We start from the raw sequence: 18,292 nt of genomic DNA, 5'->3' as shown, positions 1-18,292 counted from the left end.
CGTGACGACCGCCGTGACGAGCGTCCGTCGTTCCGCCGTGACGACCGCCCCAGCGGTGGCGGCCGTGACGACCGTCCGCCCTTCCGCCGGGACGACCGGGGCGGCCGGCCGAGTACCGGCGGGGGTGGCGGTGGCTACGGCCGCCGTGACGACCGTCCGAGCACCGGTGGGTTCCGTCGTGACGACCGTGATCGTGACCGTGCGCCTCGTCGTGATGACCGTCCCGCCGGTGGTGGGTTCCGTGGCAATGACCGTCGTGACGACAGGCCGTCCTTCCGTCGGGATGACCGTCCGAGCGGCGGGTTCGGCCGTGATGACCGTGGCGGTGACCGTCGTGACGACCGCCGTGACGAGCGTCCGTCGTTCCGCCGTGACGACCGCCCCAGCGGTGGCGGCCGTGACGACCGTCCGCCCTTCCGCCGGGACGACGACCGCGGTGGATACCGCGGCTCGCGCGACGACCGGGGCGGCCGGCCGGGTGGGTACGACCGTGACCGGGGTGGCCGTCCCGCAGGGGGCGGTGGCTACGGGCGGCGTGACGACCGAGCCGGCGGGTTCCGCCGTGACGACCGGGACCGGGACCGGGACCGTCCGGACCGGGAGCCGATCAAGCGGCTGCCGATCCCCGAGGACGTCACCGGCGACGAGATCGACAAGGATGTGCGGCAGGAGCTCCAGAGCCTGCCCAAGGGCCTGGCCGAGGAGGTCTCCAAGAACCTCGTCATGGTCGCCAAGCTGATCGACGAGGAGCCGGAGCAGGCCTACGGGTACTCCCGGATCGCGCTGCGGCTCGCCTCCAGGGTGGCCGCGGTCCGCGAGGCGGCGGGTTTCGCCGCGTATGCCACCCAGCGGTACACCGAGGCGCTCGCCGAGTTCCGGGCGGCGCGGCGGATGACCGGCAGCGTGGAGCTGTGGCCCGTCATGGCGGACTGCGAGCGCGGGCTCGGGCGGCCGGAGCGGGCGCTGGCCATGGCCGGCGAGGCCGAGGTGCAGAAGCTCGACAAGGCCGGCCAGGTGGAGATGCGGCTGGTGGCCGCCGGGGCCCGGCGGGACATGGGGCAGATCGACGCGGCCATCGTGACGTTGCAGAGCCCCGAGCTGGCCTCCCACTCGGTCCAGCCCTGGACCGCGCGGCTGCGGTACGCGTACGCCGACGCCCTGCTCGCGGCCGGTCGTGAGGACGACGCCCGTGAGTGGTTCGCCAAGGCGCTGGAGTCGGACAAGGACGGTGCCACGGACGCGTCCGACCGGCTCGCCGAGATGGACGGGGTCGAGTTCGTCGACGCCATCGGCCACGAGGGCGATGACGCGAGCGACGACGCTGCCCATGACGCTGACATCGACGACGCTGACATCGACGGCGACGACAGCGATGAAGCCGATGACGAGGCGGACGCCGACGCCGGCATCGACGGTGACAGCGGTGCCCGGGACGACAAGGGCGAGTAGCCGGTGGAACGGAAAAGGGGCGGCACCTTCGCGGTGCCGCCCCTTTTCCGTTCTCTCATGTCACCGTCAGGCTTCTGAGCACCAGGCCCGTCGCCGGCTTCGGCCCGAACGAGGTCGACTTGCGCGGCATCGTCACCCCTTCGCGCGCCAGGCCCCGGACGACCTCCTCCCGGACGGGATGCATCAGCACCGCCGTACCGCCGTGGCGTTCCGCCTGGGTCACGGCCGCCTCCGTGTCGTGGATGTACGCGATGTGGTCCGGGGTGTCCGGGATCTGCCACAGGTGGTCCAGGAGCGTGGCGTGCAGCACGGTGGCGTCCAGGGCCCGCCAGGCGTCGGGGCGGTCGGTCCGTACCGTGCCGGCGAGCAGGGCGGGGTCCGGCCGGTCCAGGAGGTGGAGGGCGCCATCGCCCGCCAGGAGGAAGGCGTTGCTCTCGGCGCACGCCTCCGCCAGGGTCTCCAGGGCTTCGGGGAGCGCGGTGTCGAGGCGCTGGACGCGGAAGGAGCCGTGCAGCGCGTCGAGTGCCTTGGCCACCGGGAGGCGGTGCAGCAGCCGGTGGATCGCGCGGACCCGCAGCGGGTAGCGGGCCGAGTCGGTGAGCAGGACCAGCCCATGGTTCCAGGGGCCGGCCCCGGGGTGTTCGGCGCGGAGGGCGAGATAGGCCGCCCAGCGGTGGTGGCCGTCGGCGATCAGGGCCTGCCGTCCGGCCAGGTCGCGGTCGATCGCGGCCAGGTCGGCGGGGTCGGTGAGGGCCCAGAGCCGGTGGCGGAAGCCGTCCTCCGTGGTGGTGGCGAGGAGCGGGGGGTTCCGTACGGTCCGTTCCACGATCGCGGTGGTGGTGCCGGCGCCGCCCGTGCCCTGGTAGGTGAGGAGCAGGGGCTCCAGGTTGGCGGCTGTGGTCCGCAGCAGGTCGGTGCGGTCGGCGACGATGTCTGCCATCACGTCCTCGTGCGGGAGGACGGTTCCGGCGCCGGGGCCGGAGAGGGCCAGCGCGCCGATGACGCCGCGCTGGAGGATGTCGTCCCGGTGCTGCTCGTACACATAGAGCGCGGGTTCGGGGTCGGGCGCGAGGATGCCCTCGGCGAGCCAGCGGGCGAGGGTGTCGGCTGCTTGGCGGTGGCGGGCCTCGGGGGTGGGGGCCTGCGGAAGGATCAGGCGGACGATGTTGTGGGGGTCCGCGGATTCGAGGTGGTGCAGTCCGTCGGGTCGGACGACGACGTCGTACGGCGGTGAGGTCACGGCGGCGAGGGAGCCGACCCGCTCGGGGACGTAGCGCAGTCCGCGGAAGGGGATCAGGCGCAGGCCGTCGTTGGCTGCGGGACCGTCGCTGTTCATCCGAGCATCGTAGGGGGTGGCGCATGAGCGATGATCGAGGGACGGACGCCGATGGAGGGCACGATCGTATGAGTGAGCGGAGCAGGACCCGGCCGGGTGCGAGTGCGGCGGCGCTGAGCGCGGCGTACGACACCGCGCTGCTGGACCTGGACGGCGTGGTGTACGCGGGCGGTGAGGCGATCGCGCACGCCGTGGACGCGCTGCTGGCCGCCCGGGACGGTGGGATGCGGCTGGCGTATGTGACGAACAACGCGCTGCGCCCGCCGGACGCGGTGGCGGCGCATCTGACGGAGCTGGGGGTGCCTTCGGCCGCCGATGACGTGATCAACTCGGCGCAGGCGGTGGCCCGGCTGATCTCGGAGCAGGTGCCGGCGGGGTCGCGGGTGCTGGTGATCGGTGGTGAGGGGCTGCGGGTCGCGCTGCGGGAGCGGGGGCTCGTGCCGGTGGAGTCGGCGGATGACGCTCCGGCGGCCGTGGTGCAGGGCTACGGCGGCCCCGGGCTGCCCTGGGGGCGGTTCGCGGAGGCGTGTTACGCGATCGCGCGCGGCGTGCCGTGGTTCGCGTCCAACACCGATCTGACGATTCCCAGTGCGCGGGGGATCGCGCCGGGCAATGGCGCGGCGGTGGAGGTGGTGCGGATCGCGACGGGCGCGGAGCCGCAGGTGGCGGGGAAGCCGCTGCCGCCGATGCACCGGGAGACGATCCTGCGGACGGGTGCGGTGCGCCCGTTGGTGGTGGGGGACCGGCTGGACACCGATATCGAGGGCGCGTTCAACGGGGGTGTGGATTCCCTGCTGGTGCTGACCGGGGTGACGGACGGGGCGCTGCTGCTGACCGCGCCGCCGGAGCACCGGCCGACGTATGTGGACGCCGATCTGCGGGGCATGCTGACCGGCCAGCCCGAAGTGTCGGCCGGGGACGGCGGGTTCCGCTGCGGCGGGTGGAGTGCGGCGGTGCGGGGCGGGGAGCTGGTCCTGGAGGGGGAGGGCGGTTCCCTGGACGGGCTGCGGGCGCTGTGCGCGGCTGCCTGGTCGGACGCCGGGGACGGGGTCTGCGCGGCGGACGCGGGGAAGGCGCTCTCCCGGCTGGGGATGTAGGACCGCGGGGGTGCGGGACCCGGGTGCCGGGGGTGCCGGGGGTGCGGGACCCGGGTGCCGGGGGTGCCGGGGGTGCGGGACCCGGGTGCCGGGGGTGCCGGAGTGCGGGACCCGGGTGCCGGGGGTGCCGGAGTGCGGTGAGGGGGCGGCCGGTGGTCCGTCCGCCCCCTCACCGGCCGGGTCCGTCAAGCCAGCTTCTTCGAGCGGGTGACGGCGGCGGCGAGGCGCTCCAGGACCGGGGCGAAGCCCGCGTAGCTGTAGCGCTCCTCCATGGCCCAGGGGATGGTCTGGCCGGCCTTCACGGCGGGGAGCCGCTCCCAGGTGGGCTTCTTCGCCAGCTCCTTGGCGGGCAGGGCCTGGGCACGGTTGTCGATCATGATCAGATCGGCGTGGTGCCGGTCGGCGTTCTCCCAGCTCAGGAACTCCCAGAAGCCCCACTCGTCGCTCTTCTCCGCCTCGACGAACTCGACTCCGAGGTCCTTGAAGTAGTGGAGATCGCAGTAGGCCTCGGGGACGGCGGCGTACATCTGCTCGGCGTCGCCGCTCATGGCGAGCACCTTGAGGCCGCGGTTGGCCTCGGCGGCCTTGCGCAGGGCCGCCTCGGCGCGCTCGAAGCGGGCCTTGGCCTCGGTGACCTTGGCGGCCTGGAGGTCGGCGCCGAGGGCCTCGGCGAGTTCGGCGTACCGCCCCAGTGGTTCGAGGAGGGACGTGTGGGCACCGGCGATGCCCAGCGTCGGGGCGAGGGCCTCGATCTTCTCGCTGCTCTCCTCGGGGACGAACCAGAGGGCGGGCGGCGGGAACATGTTGCTGATGAGGAGGTCCGGGCCGAGGGCCGCGTACTTCTCGACGCTGAACTCGCCCCACGCCTTGCCGAGGCTGGTGAGCCCGCTGACATCGAGGTCGCCCACCTGGGGGTTGGGCTTGCCGTTGACCGGGTCGGTGGGGCCGAAGACCCCGGCGCACTCGACGCCGTAGTCGTGGAGGGCGGCGGCGCTGGAGACGTAGGCGACCAGCTTTCCGGGAGTCCGCTCGCGCTTGATGGTCTTCCCCCGGTCGTCCTTGAAGGTCCAGGCGCCGCCGCCGCTCCGCGCGCCGGACTTCGGCTTGTCGTCCTTGGTGCCGTCGCTTCCGCAGGCGGCGAGCAGGGCGCCGATGCCGAGTGCGCCGGTGGCGGTGAGGAGCCTGCGCCGGGAGAGGGCGGGGTTGTTCATCAGGGGAACTTCCGTCATTCGGGGGAAAAGAGGAGGGTAGGCTAACCTAACCTCGTGTTGGTCGACAGTGCGCAGGACCGTGCGGGGCCCCGATCCGGGTCCGCGCGGGCTCCAGCCCCCACCCCAGTCCCCGCCTCCGCCGGGCGCCATGCCCTGCGCGCCGCCGGGCTGTTGCTCTCCGTCGCCGTGCTGGTCCTGGTCTGTCTGGCGAGTATTTCGTTCGGTGCCAAATCGATACCGCTCGCCGATGTGTGGCAGGGGCTCTTCGCCCACTCGGGCAGCGGCAACGATGTGATCGTCCGTGAGGTGCGGGTGCCGAGGACCGTGCTCGGGGTGCTCGCCGGCGCCGCGCTCGGGCTCGCCGGAGCGGTGATGCAGGCGCTGACCCGCAATCCGCTCGCGGAGCCGGGACTGCTCGGTGTGAACGCGGGCGCGTCCGCCGCCGTGGTCACCGCCATCAGCTTCTTCGGGGTGACCTCGCTCACCGGCTATGTCTGGTTCGCCTTCCTCGGCGCCGGCGCCGTCTCCGTCCTGGTCTATGTCCTCGGCGGCAGCCGGGCCGCGAACCCGGTGCGCCTGGCGCTCGCCGGGACCGCCGCCAGCGCCGCGCTCTACGGCTATGTCAACGCCGTGCAGCTGCTGGACTCGGCCGCGCTGGACAAGCTGCGGTTCTGGACGGTCGGCTCGCTCGCGGCGGCCGACCCGGCGACCATCGCCAAGGTCGCCCCGTTCATCGGCGCGGGGGTGGTGCTCGCGCTGCTGCTCGCCCGGCCGCTGAACGCGATGGAGATGGGCGACGACACCGCCCGCGCCCTGGGCGCGCGTCCGGGGCGGACCCGGGCGCTCTCCATGCTCTGTGTGACGCTGCTCTGCGGGGCGGCCACCGCGGCCTGCGGGCCGATCGTCTTCGTCGGGCTGATGATCCCGCACCTGGTGCGCGCCATCACCGGGCCCGACATGCGGTGGATACTGCCGTACGCCATGGTGCTGGCGCCGGTGCTGCTGCTCGGCGCCGATGTCATCGGGCGGTTGGTGACCCGCCCGGCCGAGCTCCAGGTCGGTATCGTCACCGCGCTGCTGGGCGGGCCCGTCTTCATCCAGCTCGTACGCCGCCGAAGGATGGCCCAGCTGTGAGGACCGCCGTGAGGACCGCTGTGAGCGAGAAGACCGCCACCGGGGCAGCGGAGCCCGATGCGCTCGCCGGCTCCACCCGGAAGGTCCGCGCGGTGCGGACGGCGGGCGGGCTGTCCGTGCGGGTGGACCCGCGGGCCGCCGTCGTCGTGGTGCTGCTGACCGCCCTGGCCCTCGCGGCCTCCGTGGTCCTGCTCGGCACCGGGGACTTCAGGATCGCGCCCGGCGATGTGGTCGCCACCCTGTTCGGGCACGGCACCACCGCCCATGAGTTCGTCATCCACGAACTGAGGCTGCCGCGCGTCCTGGTCGGGCTGCTCGCCGGCGCCTGCCTCGCGCTCAGCGGCGCCGTCTTCCAGTCGCTGTCGCGCAATCCGCTGGGCAGCCCCGATGTGATCGGCTTCGGGCAGGGCGCGGCGGTGGGCGCGCTCACCGTCATCGTGCTCTTCCAGGGGAGCGCGGTCGCGGTCGCGGGCGGGGCGCTCGCCGGCGGGCTGCTGACCGGTGTCGCCGTCTATCTGCTGGCGTGGAAGCGCGGGGTCCACGGCTACCGGCTGGTCCTGGTCGGCATCGGCACCGCCGCCGTCCTCACCGCCGTCAACCACTATCTGATCACCAAGGCCAATCTGGCGGACGCCACCCGGGCCGTGCTGTGGATGACCGGCTCCCTGGAGGGCCGCGACTGGACACAGGTCTGGCCGCTGCTCGCGGTCTTCCTCGCCGCCGTACCGGTCCTCGCGGTGTACGGGCGTCCGCTGCGGGTCCTGGAGATGGGCGACGACGCCGCGCACGCGCTCGGGGTGCCCGTGGAGCGGGCCCGGCTCGTGCTGATGGCGTCGGGGGTGCTGCTGATGGCCGCCGCGACCGCCGCCTCCGGGCCGATCGCCTTCGTCGCCCTCAGCGCGCCCCAGCTGGCCCGCCGGCTGACCCGGGCCCCCGGCCCCGGTCTGGCCGCGGCGGCGGCGATGGGCGCGGCGCTGCTGCTCATCGCGGACTGGGCGGCCGGTACTGTCTTCGGCGACCGGAGTCTGCCGGTCGGTGTGGTGACGGCGGTGCTCGGCGGCTGCTATCTGCTCTGGCTGCTGGTCGCCGAACGCCGGGCGGGGCGGATATGAGGAGACCGGCCGGCGCGGCCCCCGCGGAATTCCCGAACCAACCATCCAGGAGCACCACCACCATGCAGCGTCTCACCGCGGAATCGGTCACCCTCGGCTACGACCAGCGGGTCATCGCCGAGAATCTCTCGGTGGAGATACCCGACAACTCCTTCACGGTGATCGTCGGTCCCAACGCCTGCGGCAAGTCCACCCTGCTGCGCGCCCTCTCGCGGATGCTGAAGCCCAGTGAGGGCCGGGTGCTGCTGGACGGGCAGGCCATTCACTCGATGCCCGCGAAGAAGGTGGCCCGGACCCTGGGTCTGCTGCCGCAGTCCTCGATCGCCCCCGACGGGATCACCGTCGCGGACCTCGTGGCCCGGGGCCGCTATCCGCACCAGGGGCTGCTGCGGCAGTGGTCGCCCGAGGACGAGCGGATCGTCCAGGAGTCGATGGCCGCCACCGGCGTCGGCACCCTGGCCGAGCGCTATGTCGACGAGCTCTCCGGCGGACAGCGCCAGCGCGTCTGGATCGCGATGGCGCTGGCCCAGCAGACTCCGCTGCTGCTGCTGGACGAGCCCACGACCTTCCTCGACATCCAGCACCAGCTGGAGGTCCTCGACCTCTGCGCCGAGCTGCACGAGACACAGGGCCGGACCCTGGTGGCGGTGCTCCACGACCTCAACCAGGCCGCGCGGTACGCCACCCATCTCGTCGCCCTCCACGAGGGCCGGATCGTCGCCGAGGGCGCGCCGTCCGACGTGGTCACGGCGGAGCTGGTGGAGCGGGTCTTCGGGGTGCGGAGCCAGGTCATCGACGACCCGGAGTCCGGTACGCCGCTGGTGGTTCCGGTGGCGCGGAAGCGGGCCGCGACGGCCGGCAAGGCCCGCTGAGCCCGCAGGTCCGGGCGCCCGGCCCCCGCGGCACCCGGAGCGGCGGCCCCGGCGGTCCCGCCCTCGGCCGTGGCCCCGCCCCGGGCGGCCGGTCCGGCGCGGTGACCCCAGCCGCTAGAGCAGCGACCTCAGCCGCAGCAGATCGCGGAAACCGGCCTCCAGACGCACCCGGCCCGAGGCCCACGCCCGCGCGAAGTCCAGCTCGCCGTCGACCATCGCCACCAGGTCGTCCCCGGTCATCGCGAGCCGGATCTGCGCCTTGTCGCGCGGCGGGCCCTCCAGGGTGTCCATCACCGTGATACCGCCGCCCTGGAGCCGGCCGGTGAAGGTGATGTCCAGATCTCTGATGTGGCAGCTGAGGGAGCGGTCGAGCGCAACGGCGCTGCGTACATCGCCGTTCGCCCGCAGGAGATTGTCACTGAGTCTGCTGAGTGCGCTGCGGCACTCTTCCGTCGTCGCCATCGTGATCGACGGTACCGCAGGGCTTCGCGGTAGCGTCTGGGCATGAGCGACTCGATGCCGGGCCCCCGGGTCCCCGCACCTCAGAGCGGGCCCGGGGACCCCACCGCCGACGTCCGGGAGGACCTCCCCGGCCACCCCGGGCCCGCCGCCGACCCCGCGGCGCCCGCGCCCCTCGGCGTCCCCCTCGTCCCCACCGGCGACGCCGGGGTGGACACCCTGCTGACCCGCCTCGCCGACGCCGACCACCTCCCCGCGGACGGACACCCCGAGGTGTACGAGGATGTACACCGGGGGCTGCGTTCCGCGCTGACCTCCCTCGACGCACCTCCCGCGCCGCCGCCCGCCCCCCGGGCGCCGGCGCCCTCACCCTCGTACAACCACAGGAGCTGAACCGAACGTGGCAGGAGCCGCCCGCCGCCGTCTCGACGCCGAACTGGTGCGCCGCAGCCTGGCGCGCTCGCGCGAGCACGCCAGCCAGCTGATCGCCGCTGGGCGGGTCACCGTGGGCGGCGCCGCCGCCACCAAGGCCGCCACCCAGGTCGAGACCGCTGCCGCCATCGTCGTCACCGCCGACGACGGCGACCCCGACTACGTCTCGCGCGGCGGCCACAAGCTCGCCGGGGCGCTCGCCGCCTTCGGGCCCCTCGGGCTGACGGTCACCGGCCGGCGGGCCCTGGACGCCGGGGCGTCCACCGGCGGCTTCACCGATGTGCTGCTGCGCGCGGGCGCGGCCCATGTCGTCGCCGTGGACGTCGGCTACGGACAGCTCGCCTGGTCGCTCCAGAGCGACGACCGGGTGACCGTGAAGGACCGCACGAACGTCCGCGAGCTGACCGTGGAGACGATCGGCGGCGAGCCGGTCGACCTGGTCGTGGGGGACCTCTCCTTCATTCCGCTCGGGCTCGTGCTGCCGGCGCTGGCCGGCTGCGCGGGGCCCGGCGCCGATCTGGTGCTGATGGTCAAACCGCAGTTCGAGGTGGGCCGGGAGCGCCTCGGCAGCGGAGGTGTGGTGCGCAGCGCCGAGTTGCGCGCGGAGACGGTGCGGACCGTGGCCGGGCAGGCCGCGGAGCTGGGCCTCGGGGTGCTGGGAGTCACCGCCAGCCCGCTCCCCGGGCCGTCCGGGAACGTCGAGTACTTTCTGTGGCTCCGGGCCGGCGCGCCCGAGCTTGATCCGGCGGACGTCGACCGAGCAGTGGCGGAGGGACCTCGTTGACCAGACCAGACACGACATCGGCCCGCAGGGTGTTCCTGCTCGCGCACACCGGCCGCCCGGCCGCCATCCGCAGCGCCGAACTCGTCGTCCAGGGGCTGCTCCGCTGCGGCCTCGGGGTGCGGGTGCTGGAGGCGGAGGCCGCCGATCTGCCGCTGCCGCCGTCCGTGGAGACCGTTCCCGAGGCCACCCCGGAGGCGCTGGACGGCTGTGAACTGCTCATCGTGCTCGGCGGCGACGGGACGCTGCTGCGGGGCGCTGCCTTCGCCCGCGCGTCCGGGGTGCCGATGCTCGGCGTCAATCTGGGGCGCGTCGGCTTTCTCGCGGAGGCGGAGCGCGACGACCTCGACAAGGTCGTCGACCGGGTCGTCACCCGGGAGTACGAGGTCGAGGAGCGGATGACCATCGATGTCGTCGTGCTCAGCAACGGCGAGATCGTCCACCGCGACTGGGCGCTCAACGAGGCCGCCGTGCAGAAGGTGTCGCCCGAGCGGATGCTGGAGGCGGTCCTGGAGATCGACGGCCGCCCGGTCACCGCCTTCGGCTGCGACGGCATCGTCTGCGCCACGCCCACCGGCTCGACCGCGTACGCCTTCTCGGCCGGCGGTCCGGTGGTCTGGCCCGAGGTGGAGGCGCTGCTGATGGTTCCGATCAGCGCCCACGCCCTGTTCGCCAAGCCGCTGGTGACCGCTCCGACCTCGGTCCTCGCGGTGGAGGTCCAGCCGCACACCCCGCACGGCGTCCTCTGGTGCGACGGCCGCCGGTCGGTGGAACTGCCGCCCGGGGCGCGGGTGGAGGTCCGCCGGGGCGCTGTGCCGGTACGGCTGGCGCGGCTGCACCACGCCTCCTTCACGGACCGGCTGGTGGCGAAGTTCGCGCTGCCGGTCTCCGGGTGGCGGGGCGCGCCGCGCTGATCGGTCCCGGGGCGCCGGGCCCGCTCCGGCTCGTCCGCGGCGGGCCCGGCCCTGGCGCGGACGATCATCAGTTCGGGTGATCCGGCGCCGGGCCCGCGGTGGCCCGGGAGGGGAGCGGACGGGGTCGGCGTCGCACCGCACGGCCGAAACCTCGTATGGTCGTGTCCGTGTTGGAGGAGATGAGGATACGGTCGCTCGGGGTCATCGACGACGCTGTCGTCGAGCTGTCGCCCGGTTTCACCGCGGTGACCGGCGAGACGGGCGCCGGCAAGACCATGGTCGTCACCAGCCTGGGGCTGCTGCTCGGCGGGCGGGCCGATCCGGCGCTGGTGCGGATCGGTGCCAAGTCGGCGGTGGTGGAGGGCCGGATCGGGGTCGCCGCCGGCGGACCCGCCGCGCTGCGGGCCGAGGAGGCGGGCGCCGAACTCGACGACGGCACCCTCCTCGTCAGCAGGACCGTGTCGGCGGAGGGCCGCTCCCGGGCGCACCTCGGCGGGCGGTCCGTGCCGGTGGGGGTGCTCGCGGAACTCGCCGACGAACTCGTCGCCGTCCACGGCCAGACCGACCAGCAGGGGCTGCTGCGCCCGGCCCGGCAGCGCGAGGCGCTCGACCGGTACGCCGGCGGGGCGCTCACCGGCCCCCTCAAGGAGTACGCCGCCGCCTACCGAGGGCTGCGCGCCGTCTCCGCCGAACTCGCCGAGCTGACCACCCGGGCCAGGGAGCGCGCCCAGGAGGCGGATCTGCTGCGGTTCGGACTGGACGAGATCGCCGCGGTCGAACCCCGCGCCGGGGAGGATGTGGAGCTGGCCGCCGAGGCCGAGCGGCTCGGCCACGCCGAGGCCCTCGCCTCGGCGGCGGCCCTCGCCCACACGGCGCTGGTGGGCAATCCCGAGGACCCCGAGGGCATCGACGCGACGACCCTCGTCTCGGGCGCCGGGCGGGCCCTGGACTCCGTGCGCTCCCACGACGCCGCGCTCGCCGCGCTCGCCGACCGGGTGGGTGAGGTCTCCATCCTCCTCGCCGACGCCGCGGGGGACCTCGCCGGATACGCGGCGAACCTGGACGCCGACCCCCGCAGGCTCGCCGCCGTCGAGGAGCGCAGAGCGGCGCTGACCACGCTCACCCGCAAGTACGGGGAGAGCATTGACGCCGTCCTCGCCTGGTCGCAGGAGGGCGCCGCCCGCCTCACCGAGCTGGACGGCGACGACGACCGGATCGGGGAGCTGACGGCCGAGCGGGACGCCCTGCGCGGCGAACTCGCCACCCTGGCCGGGGCGCTGACCGGGGTACGGACGGAGGCCGCGGCCCGGTTCGCCGAGGCCGTCACCGGGGAGCTGGCGTCGCTCGCGATGCCGCACGCCCGGGTGTCGTTCGCGCTCCGGCGGAACGAGTGCGCGGACGAGGCCGCCGGAGTCGAGATCGACGGACGCACGGTCGCGTACGGTCCGCACGGCGTCGACGAGGTCGAGCTGCTCCTCGCCCCGCACCCGGGAGCGCCGCCCCGGCCGATCGCGAAGGGCGCGTCCGGCGGCGAGCTGTCGCGGGTGATGCTCGCGGTGGAGGTGGTGTTCGCCGGGACCGACCCCGTGCCGACCTATCTCTTCGACGAGGTCGACGCCGGGGTCGGCGGCAAGGCGGCGGTCGAGATCGGCCGGCGCCTCGCCAAGCTCGCCAGGACCGCGCAGGTGGTCGTGGTGACGCATCTGCCGCAGGTGGCGGCCTTCGCCGACCGCCAGCTGCTGGTGGAGAAGACCCACGACGGCTCGGTGACCCGCAGCGGTGTCACCGTGCTGGAGGGCGAGGCCCGGGTGCGCGAGCTGTCGCGGATGCTGGCCGGCCAGGAGGACTCCCGGGCCGCGCGCGCCCACGCGGAGGAGCTGCTCGCGGCGGCACGCGGCGAGGGGTGAGGCGCCGGGGCCGTCCCCGGAGTGTGGTGGCCCGAGGCCCCGAGGCCCCCGCCGGCCCGGTGTCGTACGGGACGCCGCTCCGCTGCGCCCGCCGGGGCCCCCGCGACACGGGCAGGGCCGGCGCGGTGATCGGGGCGGCGGTGTGCGGGACGGCGGTGTACGGGACGGGACCAGCCGGTCCGCCGGTTCACCCGGGTGAGTGATCCAGGGGCCGGTACGGCTCGCTCTGGGCACCCGGTCGGTGCCGGAACGTGCGTACGGACTGGCATTCTTGCCGGGTGACACAGCTGCGTACGGTCCAGGTGCTGGGCGGCGGGAGTGCGGGAAGCAGCGCCCATGTCCGGTCGCTGGCCGCGGGGCTGGTGGCGCGGGGCGTGCGGGTGACCGTGTGCGCCCCGCCCGAACAGGAACGCCTCTACGACTTCCCGGGCGCCGGGGCGCACTTCGCACCCGCCGGCGCGCTCCGCGCGGAGTGCGCCGGGGCCGATCTGGTGCACGCGCACGGGCTCCGGGCCGCGGTACGGGCCGCGCTCGCCCTCAGCGGGCTGCGGATACCGCTCGTGGTCACCTGGCACACCCGGGCGCCGGACGACGGGGCCCGGGGGCGGGTGGTGCGGTTGCTGGAGCGGCGGGCGGCGCGCGCGTCGGCGGTGCTGCTCGGGACCTGCTCCGAACTGGTCGACCGGGCCCGTGGGCTCGGCGCCCGTGACGCCCGGCTCGCCCCGCTGGCCCTGCCCGCCTCCCAGGGGCCCGTGGCGGCCGGGGCGGCGGAGGTCCGGGCCCGACTGGACGCGGGGGAGCGGCCGTTGGTGCTGGCGGTGGGGAGCCTGGAGCCGGGCCGGGGGTACGGGACGCTGCTCGACGCCGCCGAGTGGTGGCGGCTGCTCGACCCCGTGCCGCTGGTGGTGATCGCCGGGGAGGGGCGGGAGCGGGCGGCGCTGGAGCGGCGCATCGGCGCGGAGCGGCTGCCGGTGCGGCTGCTGGGCCGCCGGGACGACATCGCCGAACTGCTCGCGGCGGCCGAGGTCGCGGTCCTCCCCAGCCGCTGGGAGGCGCGTTCCCCGCTCGCCCAGGAGGCCCTGCGGATGGGCGTCCCCCTGGTCGCCACGGCGGTGGGCGGGGTGCCCGAGCTGGTGGGGGAGGCGGCGGAGCTGGTGCCGTACGGGGACGCCGGGGCGCTGGCGGGGGCGGTGGCGGGGTTGTTGGGGGACGGGGAGCGGCGGGAGGAGCTGAGGAGGGCGGGGAGGGTGCAGGCGGCGGGGTGGCAGACGGAGGACGAGACGGTGGTGCAGGTCTTGAGCGTCTACGACGAGTTGGTGTCGCGCTGACCCGTGCGCCCGGGCCCGGAGCCGCCTCCGGGCCCCGGGGAGGGGCGCCCCGCACGGCGTCGGGCCCGGGTCGGGGGCCGGCCCCCGAACCCCCGCTCCTCAATCGCCGGAGGGGCTGAATGCGGGGCTTCCCGTTCGTCGGAGGGCCGAGTGTGTGCGGCTCAGTGGCCGGGGGGGGCTTCCGGGTTTCGGTTTCTCGACTGCCGGAGGGGCTTGATGTGCGGCTTCCCGTTCGCCGGAGGGGCTTGATGTGCGGCCTTCCGTTCCTCGGTGGGGCTGATCCCGGTGTGGCTCAGTGGCCGGGGAGGTGGCGGCGGGCCTGGAGGGCGAGGGTGAGGGTGAGGACCGTCTGGGGGTCGTCGAGGTCGGCGGAGAGGAGGTCGGCGATGCGCGCCAGGCGGTTGTAGAGCGTCTGGCGGTTCAGATGCAGCTCGCGGGCGGTCTCCGCCTTGCGGCCCGCATGGGCGAGATACGCCTCCAGCGTCGGCAGCAGCACCGGCCGCGACACCGCGTCGTGCTCCCGCAGACCCCCCAGCGCCCGCCCCACGAACCCCGCCAGATCCGGCTCCCCCCGCAGCCGCCACAGCAGCAGCTCCGTGTCCAGCCGCCGCGCGTCGTACCAGGGCCGGTCGGGCAGCCCCTCCGCGGCGGTCGCGGTCTCGGCCGTGTGGCGCAGCCCCGCCGGCATCTGCTCCCAGCCGCCCGCCGTCCCCACCACCACGACCTGCGGCCGGCCCCCCACCCGTTCCACCCCGGCCCGCAGCGCTCCCGCCACCCGCTCGGCGACCGCGTCCCGAGTGTCGTCCGCGTCCGCGCGCGACCCCAGCCCCACCAGCAGCGGAACCCGCCCTTCCACCGGGCGTACCCCCAGCAGCACCGGCACCCCCACCGCCGACAGCTCCTCCTGCACGGCATGGGCCAGCGGTGCCCAGGCCCCGGGCGGCGGCGACAGCCGCATCACCACCGGCAGCAGTGGCCCGTCCCCCGGCCGGAACCCCAGCACCCGGGCCTGCGCGGGCGCGTCCTCCGCGGTGATCCGGCCCTCCGCGAGGTCGGTGAGGAAGTCGCCCCGGCCCCGCGCCGCCAGCTCCTCCTCCTGGCGTGCCTGCATCAGCACCACCGCCAGCAGCCCCGCCGCCCGCTCGGCCGCCATCCGGTGGACCTCCAGCAGCGGGGAGCCGACGGCCGGCAGCACCAGCCGGGCACGGACCGCCGCCGCTCCCTGTCCGCCGCCGGGCACATCCACCAGGAGCGTTCCGGCCGGCGGCGACTCCCGGGCGGCGGGCTGACCGCGCAGCCCCTCCCAGATCTGGAGCGGATCGACCCCGGCCGGCTCGGCAGCCGGCCCCGCCGCGTACAGCAGCCGCCCGTCGGGGGTCTCCAGCAGCACCGGGTTGGCGGTGAAGTCGGCGAGAATCCGCAGGACCCGCGGCACCCCGCCGCCGTCGAGCAGCGCCCGGGTGCAGTGCAGATGGACGTCCTCGGCGCGCCGCAGCAGCGCGTAGTGCCCATGGACGATCTCGGTGTGGATCTCCTCGGTGACCGCGACGAACGGCACCTCCCGGTGCAGCTGGACCAGCGGCAGCCCGGCGGCGCGGGCGGTCTCCACGAGCGCGGCGGGCAGCCGGCTGAACCGGGTGCCCAGCTCCACCACGAGCGCCGCGATCCCCCGGTCGGCGAGGCGGCGGACGAACGCCCGCTGCTCGGCGGGCCGGGTCCCGAGCCCGAGCCCGGTGGTCAGGAGCAGCTCCCCGCCCTTGAGGAGGGAGGCGATATGGGGCACCTCGCCCGCGTGCACCCAGCGCACGGTGCGCTGGAGCCGCTCCGCGCCCGCGACGACCTCGGGCAGCCCCGAGCGCAGGCCGGGCAGCTCCAGTGCCCTGCGTACGGTGATACCGCCCTGGGGTTCGCCTCGGGTCTCCACGGAACTGGTGCCTCGCACTTCACTCGGTCGACGGGCTGACCTGGGACGCTACCCGGCCGGCCCGCCCACCGGGGCCCTGGCCCTACCCTCCGTACGCCCCCGATGCGGTCAGCCGCAGCGCCGTGTCGATCAGCGGCACATGGCTGAAGGCCTGCGGGAAGTTCCCCACCTGCCGCTGGAGCCGCGGGTCCCACTCCTCCGCCAGCAGCCCCAGATCATTGCGGAGCGCCAGCAGCCGTTCGAAGAGCTTGCGGGCCTCGTCCACCCGCCCGATCATCGCGAGGTCGTCCGCCATCCAGAAGGAGCAGGCGAGGAAGGCACCCTCGTCGCCCTCCAGGCCGTCCACTCCGGCGTCGCCGCCGGAGGTGGGGTAGCGCAGGATGAAGCCGTCCTCGGTGGACAGCTCCCGCTGGATCGCCTCGATGGTGCCGATGACCCGCTTGTCGTCCGGTGGCAGGAAGCCCATCTGCGGGATGAGGAGCAGCGAGGCGTCCAGCTCCTTGGAGCCGTACGACTGGGTGAAGGTGTTCCGCTCGGGGTCGTACCCCTTCTCGCAGACATCGCGGTGGATCTCGTCGCGCAGATCGCGCCACCGGTCCAGCGGTCCGTCCGCGTCCCCGGACTCGATCAGTTTGATCGTCCGGTCGACGGCCACCCAGGCCATCACCTTGGAGTGGACGAAGTGGCGGCGCGGCCCGCGCACCTCCCAGATGCCCTCGTCGGGTTCGTTCCAGTGCTTCTCCAGGTACTGGATCAGCCGGAGCTGGAGCAGCGAGGCGTAGTCGTTGCGCGCGAGGCCCGTCATATGGGCCAGGTGCAGCGCCTCGGTGACCTCTCCGTAGACATCCAGCTGGAGCTGGTGGGCCGCGCCGTTGCCGACGCGCACCGGGCCGGAGTTCTCATAGCCCGGCAGCCAGTCCAGCTCCGCCTCGCCCAGCTCGCGCTCGCCCGCGATGCCGTACATGATCTGGAGGTTCTCCGGATCGCCGGCGACGGCGCGCAGCAGCCATTCGCGCCAGGCGAGGGCCTCCTCGCGGTAGCCGGTGCGCAGCAGGGAGGAGAGGGTGATCGCCGCGTCCCGGAGCCAGGTGTAGCGGTAGTCCCAGTTCCGTACGCCCCCGATCTCCTCCGGGAGGGAGGTGGTGGGGGCGGCGACGATTCCGCCGGTGGGTGCGTAGGTCAGGGCCTTGAGGGTGATCAGCGAGCGGATCACGGCCTCGCGGTAGGGCCCGTGGTACGTACAGTGCTCCACCCACTCGCGCCAGAACTCGTCCGTCGCGTCCAGCGACGCCTCGGGCTCGGGGAGCGCGGGCGGCTGGTGGTGGGAGGGCTGCCAGCTGATGGTGAAGGCGACCCGTTCACCGGGTGAGACGGTGAAGTCGGAGTAGGTGGTGAGGTCCTTGCCGTAGGTCTCGGCCTCGGTGTCCAGCCAGACCGAGTCGGGTCCGGCGACGGCCACCGTGCGGCTGTCGACCTTGTGGACCCAGGGGGTGATCCGTCCATAGCTGAAGCGCATCCGCAGCGCGGAGCGCATCGGCACCCGTCCGGATACCCCCTCCACGATTCTGATCAGCTGCGGAGCCCCGTCCCGCGGCGGCATGAAGTCGGTCACACGGACCGTGCCGCGCGGTGTGTCCCACTCCGACTCCAGGATCAGGGAGTCACCGCGATACCGCCGCCGGTCCGCCGCGGGCGGCTCGGCGTGTGCGGGATGGGCGGGACCCATTCTCCAGAATCCGTGCTCCTCGGTACCGAGCAGCCCGGCAAAGACGGCATGCGAGTCGAAGCGCGGCAGGCACAGCCAGTCGGCGGTGCCGTCGCGGCAGACCAGTGCGGCGGTCTGCATGTCTCCGATGAGTGCGTAATCCTCGATGCGCCCGGCCACGTGCATCTCCAGTCGAACGGCCATGTCCGCCCCTCGGGGCGCTTACTGGCGTCAAGGGTCGCGGACGAGCCTGGGGTCACGGGTTGAATCCGGGGATGTCGCTTTTGGCCTGTGTCACCCGTCGCCCACCACCACCCTGCTCAATTGAGCGCGCCCCTGCGCGTTTCTCTTCAAAGCGAGTGTCCGAGCAGGATACGACGCACCGGAGAGATCCGCGTGGCGGTCTCGACAACCCGAGTACTCCGAACGGGTGAGCCAAGGGTGAATGCCTGGTGAGAGAGGTACAGGAGTGGCTGCGCGTGGCCGGGAGCGGCCACCGTTTGTCGCTGATACCCTGGTACCCCGTGGACCGGTGGCAGGCCTGTGCTCAGCAGGAGCCCCGCAACCGCAGCGACGGCGCCCCCCTGAACAGCCGGGAGGCCGCCGGTACGCACCTCACCCTCGCGACCAC

The 18,292-nt window shown here is 74.2% G+C and carries 15 protein-coding genes and 1 pseudogene; 11 read left to right on the top strand and 5 right to left on the bottom strand.

Translation table 11 applies throughout. The features are described 5' to 3' along the window. Positions 1 to 579: pseudogene (locus ACWCRA_RS06670) on the top strand (hypothetical protein); the annotation flags it as partial. An 81-nt stretch (positions 580 to 660) separates the two neighbouring features. Further along, positions 661 to 1,449: a tetratricopeptide repeat protein gene (locus ACWCRA_RS06665; RefSeq protein WP_451066968.1), complete on the top strand. Its 789-nt coding sequence runs from the start codon at positions 661 to 663 to the stop codon at positions 1,447 to 1,449. Between the two features lie 55 nt (positions 1,450 to 1,504). Here the strand turns inward: ACWCRA_RS06665 and ACWCRA_RS06660 are convergent, their stop codons facing one another. Continuing rightward, entirely contained in the window at positions 1,505 to 2,785 is a 1,281-nt protein-coding gene (locus tag ACWCRA_RS06660; RefSeq protein ID WP_451066961.1) for a DUF1015 family protein, read from the bottom strand. 68 nt (positions 2,786 to 2,853) lie between these two features. Here ACWCRA_RS06660 and ACWCRA_RS06655 point away from each other — a divergent pair, with 68 nt between their 5' ends. After that, entirely contained in the window at positions 2,854 to 3,882 is a 1,029-nt protein-coding gene (locus tag ACWCRA_RS06655; RefSeq protein WP_451066960.1) for an HAD hydrolase-like protein, read from the top strand. Positions 3,883 to 4,067: 185 nt separating this feature from the next. On the opposite strand, the gene ACWCRA_RS06650 is transcribed toward ACWCRA_RS06655, so the two are convergent. Then, positions 4,068 to 5,111: an ABC transporter substrate-binding protein gene (locus ACWCRA_RS06650; protein ID WP_451066959.1), complete on the bottom strand. Its 1,044-nt coding sequence runs from the start codon at positions 5,109 to 5,111 to the stop codon at positions 4,068 to 4,070. A 36-nt stretch (positions 5,112 to 5,147) separates the two neighbouring features. On the opposite strand from ACWCRA_RS06650, the gene ACWCRA_RS06645 reads away from it, so the two are divergent. The 3 genes from ACWCRA_RS06645 (at position 5,148) to ACWCRA_RS06635 (ending at position 8,211) form a co-directional block, all read left to right on the top strand. Next, positions 5,148 to 6,227 (top strand): FecCD family ABC transporter permease, encoded by a 1,080-nt coding sequence (locus ACWCRA_RS06645; RefSeq protein ID WP_451066958.1) that lies wholly within the window; start codon positions 5,148 to 5,150, stop codon positions 6,225 to 6,227. 20 nt (positions 6,228 to 6,247) lie between these two features. Then, positions 6,248 to 7,339, top strand: a complete 1,092-nt coding sequence (locus tag ACWCRA_RS06640) for a FecCD family ABC transporter permease (RefSeq protein WP_451066957.1) — start codon at positions 6,248 to 6,250, stop codon at positions 7,337 to 7,339. A 62-nt stretch (positions 7,340 to 7,401) separates the two neighbouring features. Beyond that, positions 7,402 to 8,211 (top strand): ABC transporter ATP-binding protein, encoded by an 810-nt coding sequence (locus ACWCRA_RS06635; protein ID WP_351558116.1) that lies wholly within the window; start codon positions 7,402 to 7,404, stop codon positions 8,209 to 8,211. A gap of 114 nt (positions 8,212 to 8,325) precedes the next feature. On the opposite strand, the gene ACWCRA_RS06630 is transcribed toward ACWCRA_RS06635, so the two are convergent. Next, complete coding sequence (locus tag ACWCRA_RS06630) at positions 8,326 to 8,673, bottom strand: SCP2 sterol-binding domain-containing protein (RefSeq protein WP_351558114.1); 348 nt, start codon at positions 8,671 to 8,673, stop codon at positions 8,326 to 8,328. A 42-nt stretch (positions 8,674 to 8,715) separates the two neighbouring features. On the opposite strand from ACWCRA_RS06630, the gene ACWCRA_RS06625 reads away from it, so the two are divergent. The 5 genes from ACWCRA_RS06625 to ACWCRA_RS06605 all read left to right on the top strand — a co-directional run bounded on the left by ACWCRA_RS06625 (position 8,716) and on the right by ACWCRA_RS06605 (position 14,032). Continuing rightward, positions 8,716 to 9,063: a hypothetical protein gene (locus tag ACWCRA_RS06625; protein WP_351558112.1), complete on the top strand. Its 348-nt coding sequence runs from the start codon at positions 8,716 to 8,718 to the stop codon at positions 9,061 to 9,063. A 7-nt stretch (positions 9,064 to 9,070) separates the two neighbouring features. Further along, positions 9,071 to 9,886, top strand: coding sequence for a TlyA family RNA methyltransferase (locus tag ACWCRA_RS06620; protein ID WP_451066956.1), 816 nt, complete (start codon positions 9,071 to 9,073; stop codon positions 9,884 to 9,886). After that, positions 9,883 to 10,797: an NAD kinase gene (locus tag ACWCRA_RS06615; RefSeq protein ID WP_351558108.1), complete on the top strand. Its 915-nt coding sequence runs from the start codon at positions 9,883 to 9,885 to the stop codon at positions 10,795 to 10,797. The genes ACWCRA_RS06620 and ACWCRA_RS06615 overlap by 4 nt, the downstream gene beginning before the upstream one ends. A gap of 161 nt (positions 10,798 to 10,958) precedes the next feature. Further along, positions 10,959 to 12,704, top strand: coding sequence for a DNA repair protein RecN (recN, locus tag ACWCRA_RS06610; RefSeq protein ID WP_351558106.1), 1,746 nt, complete (start codon positions 10,959 to 10,961; stop codon positions 12,702 to 12,704). A 278-nt stretch (positions 12,705 to 12,982) separates the two neighbouring features. Then, on the top strand, positions 12,983 to 14,032 hold the full coding sequence (locus ACWCRA_RS06605) for a glycosyltransferase family 4 protein (RefSeq protein WP_451066955.1): 1,050 nt from the start codon (positions 12,983 to 12,985) through the stop codon (positions 14,030 to 14,032). A 292-nt stretch (positions 14,033 to 14,324) separates the two neighbouring features. Here ACWCRA_RS06605 and ACWCRA_RS06600 read toward each other — a convergent pair whose 3' ends face one another. Continuing rightward, positions 14,325 to 15,956: a PucR family transcriptional regulator gene (locus ACWCRA_RS06600; protein ID WP_451066954.1), complete on the bottom strand. Its 1,632-nt coding sequence runs from the start codon at positions 15,954 to 15,956 to the stop codon at positions 14,325 to 14,327. 82 nt (positions 15,957 to 16,038) lie between these two features. Further along, positions 16,039 to 17,841 (bottom strand): glycoside hydrolase family 15 protein, encoded by a 1,803-nt coding sequence (locus ACWCRA_RS06595; RefSeq protein ID WP_351558129.1) that lies wholly within the window; start codon positions 17,839 to 17,841, stop codon positions 16,039 to 16,041. Between the last annotated feature and the right edge of the window lie 451 nt (positions 17,842 to 18,292).

It is taken from the genome of Streptomyces sp. NPDC001889, from assembly GCF_053594535.1.
The sequence above is the reverse complement of the archived record's forward strand: the minus strand, read 5'-3'. Positions and strand labels throughout refer to the sequence as shown.

Coding starts and splice junctions, on each gene's coding strand:
- ACWCRA_RS06635 (WP_351558116.1), top strand. CDS start 7,402: ATGCAGCGTCTCACCGCGGAATCGGTCACCCTCGGCTACGACCAGCGG.
- ACWCRA_RS06630 (WP_351558114.1), bottom strand. CDS start 8,673: ATGGCGACGACGGAAGAGTGCCGCAGCGCACTCAGCAGACTCAGTGAC.
- ACWCRA_RS06660 (WP_451066961.1), bottom strand. CDS start 2,785: ATGAACAGCGACGGTCCCGCAGCCAACGACGGCCTGCGCCTGATCCCC.
- ACWCRA_RS06655 (WP_451066960.1), top strand. CDS start 2,854: ATGAGTGAGCGGAGCAGGACCCGGCCGGGTGCGAGTGCGGCGGCGCTG.
- ACWCRA_RS06625 (WP_351558112.1), top strand. CDS start 8,716: ATGAGCGACTCGATGCCGGGCCCCCGGGTCCCCGCACCTCAGAGCGGG.
- ACWCRA_RS06650 (WP_451066959.1), bottom strand. CDS start 5,111: ATGACGGAAGTTCCCCTGATGAACAACCCCGCCCTCTCCCGGCGCAGG.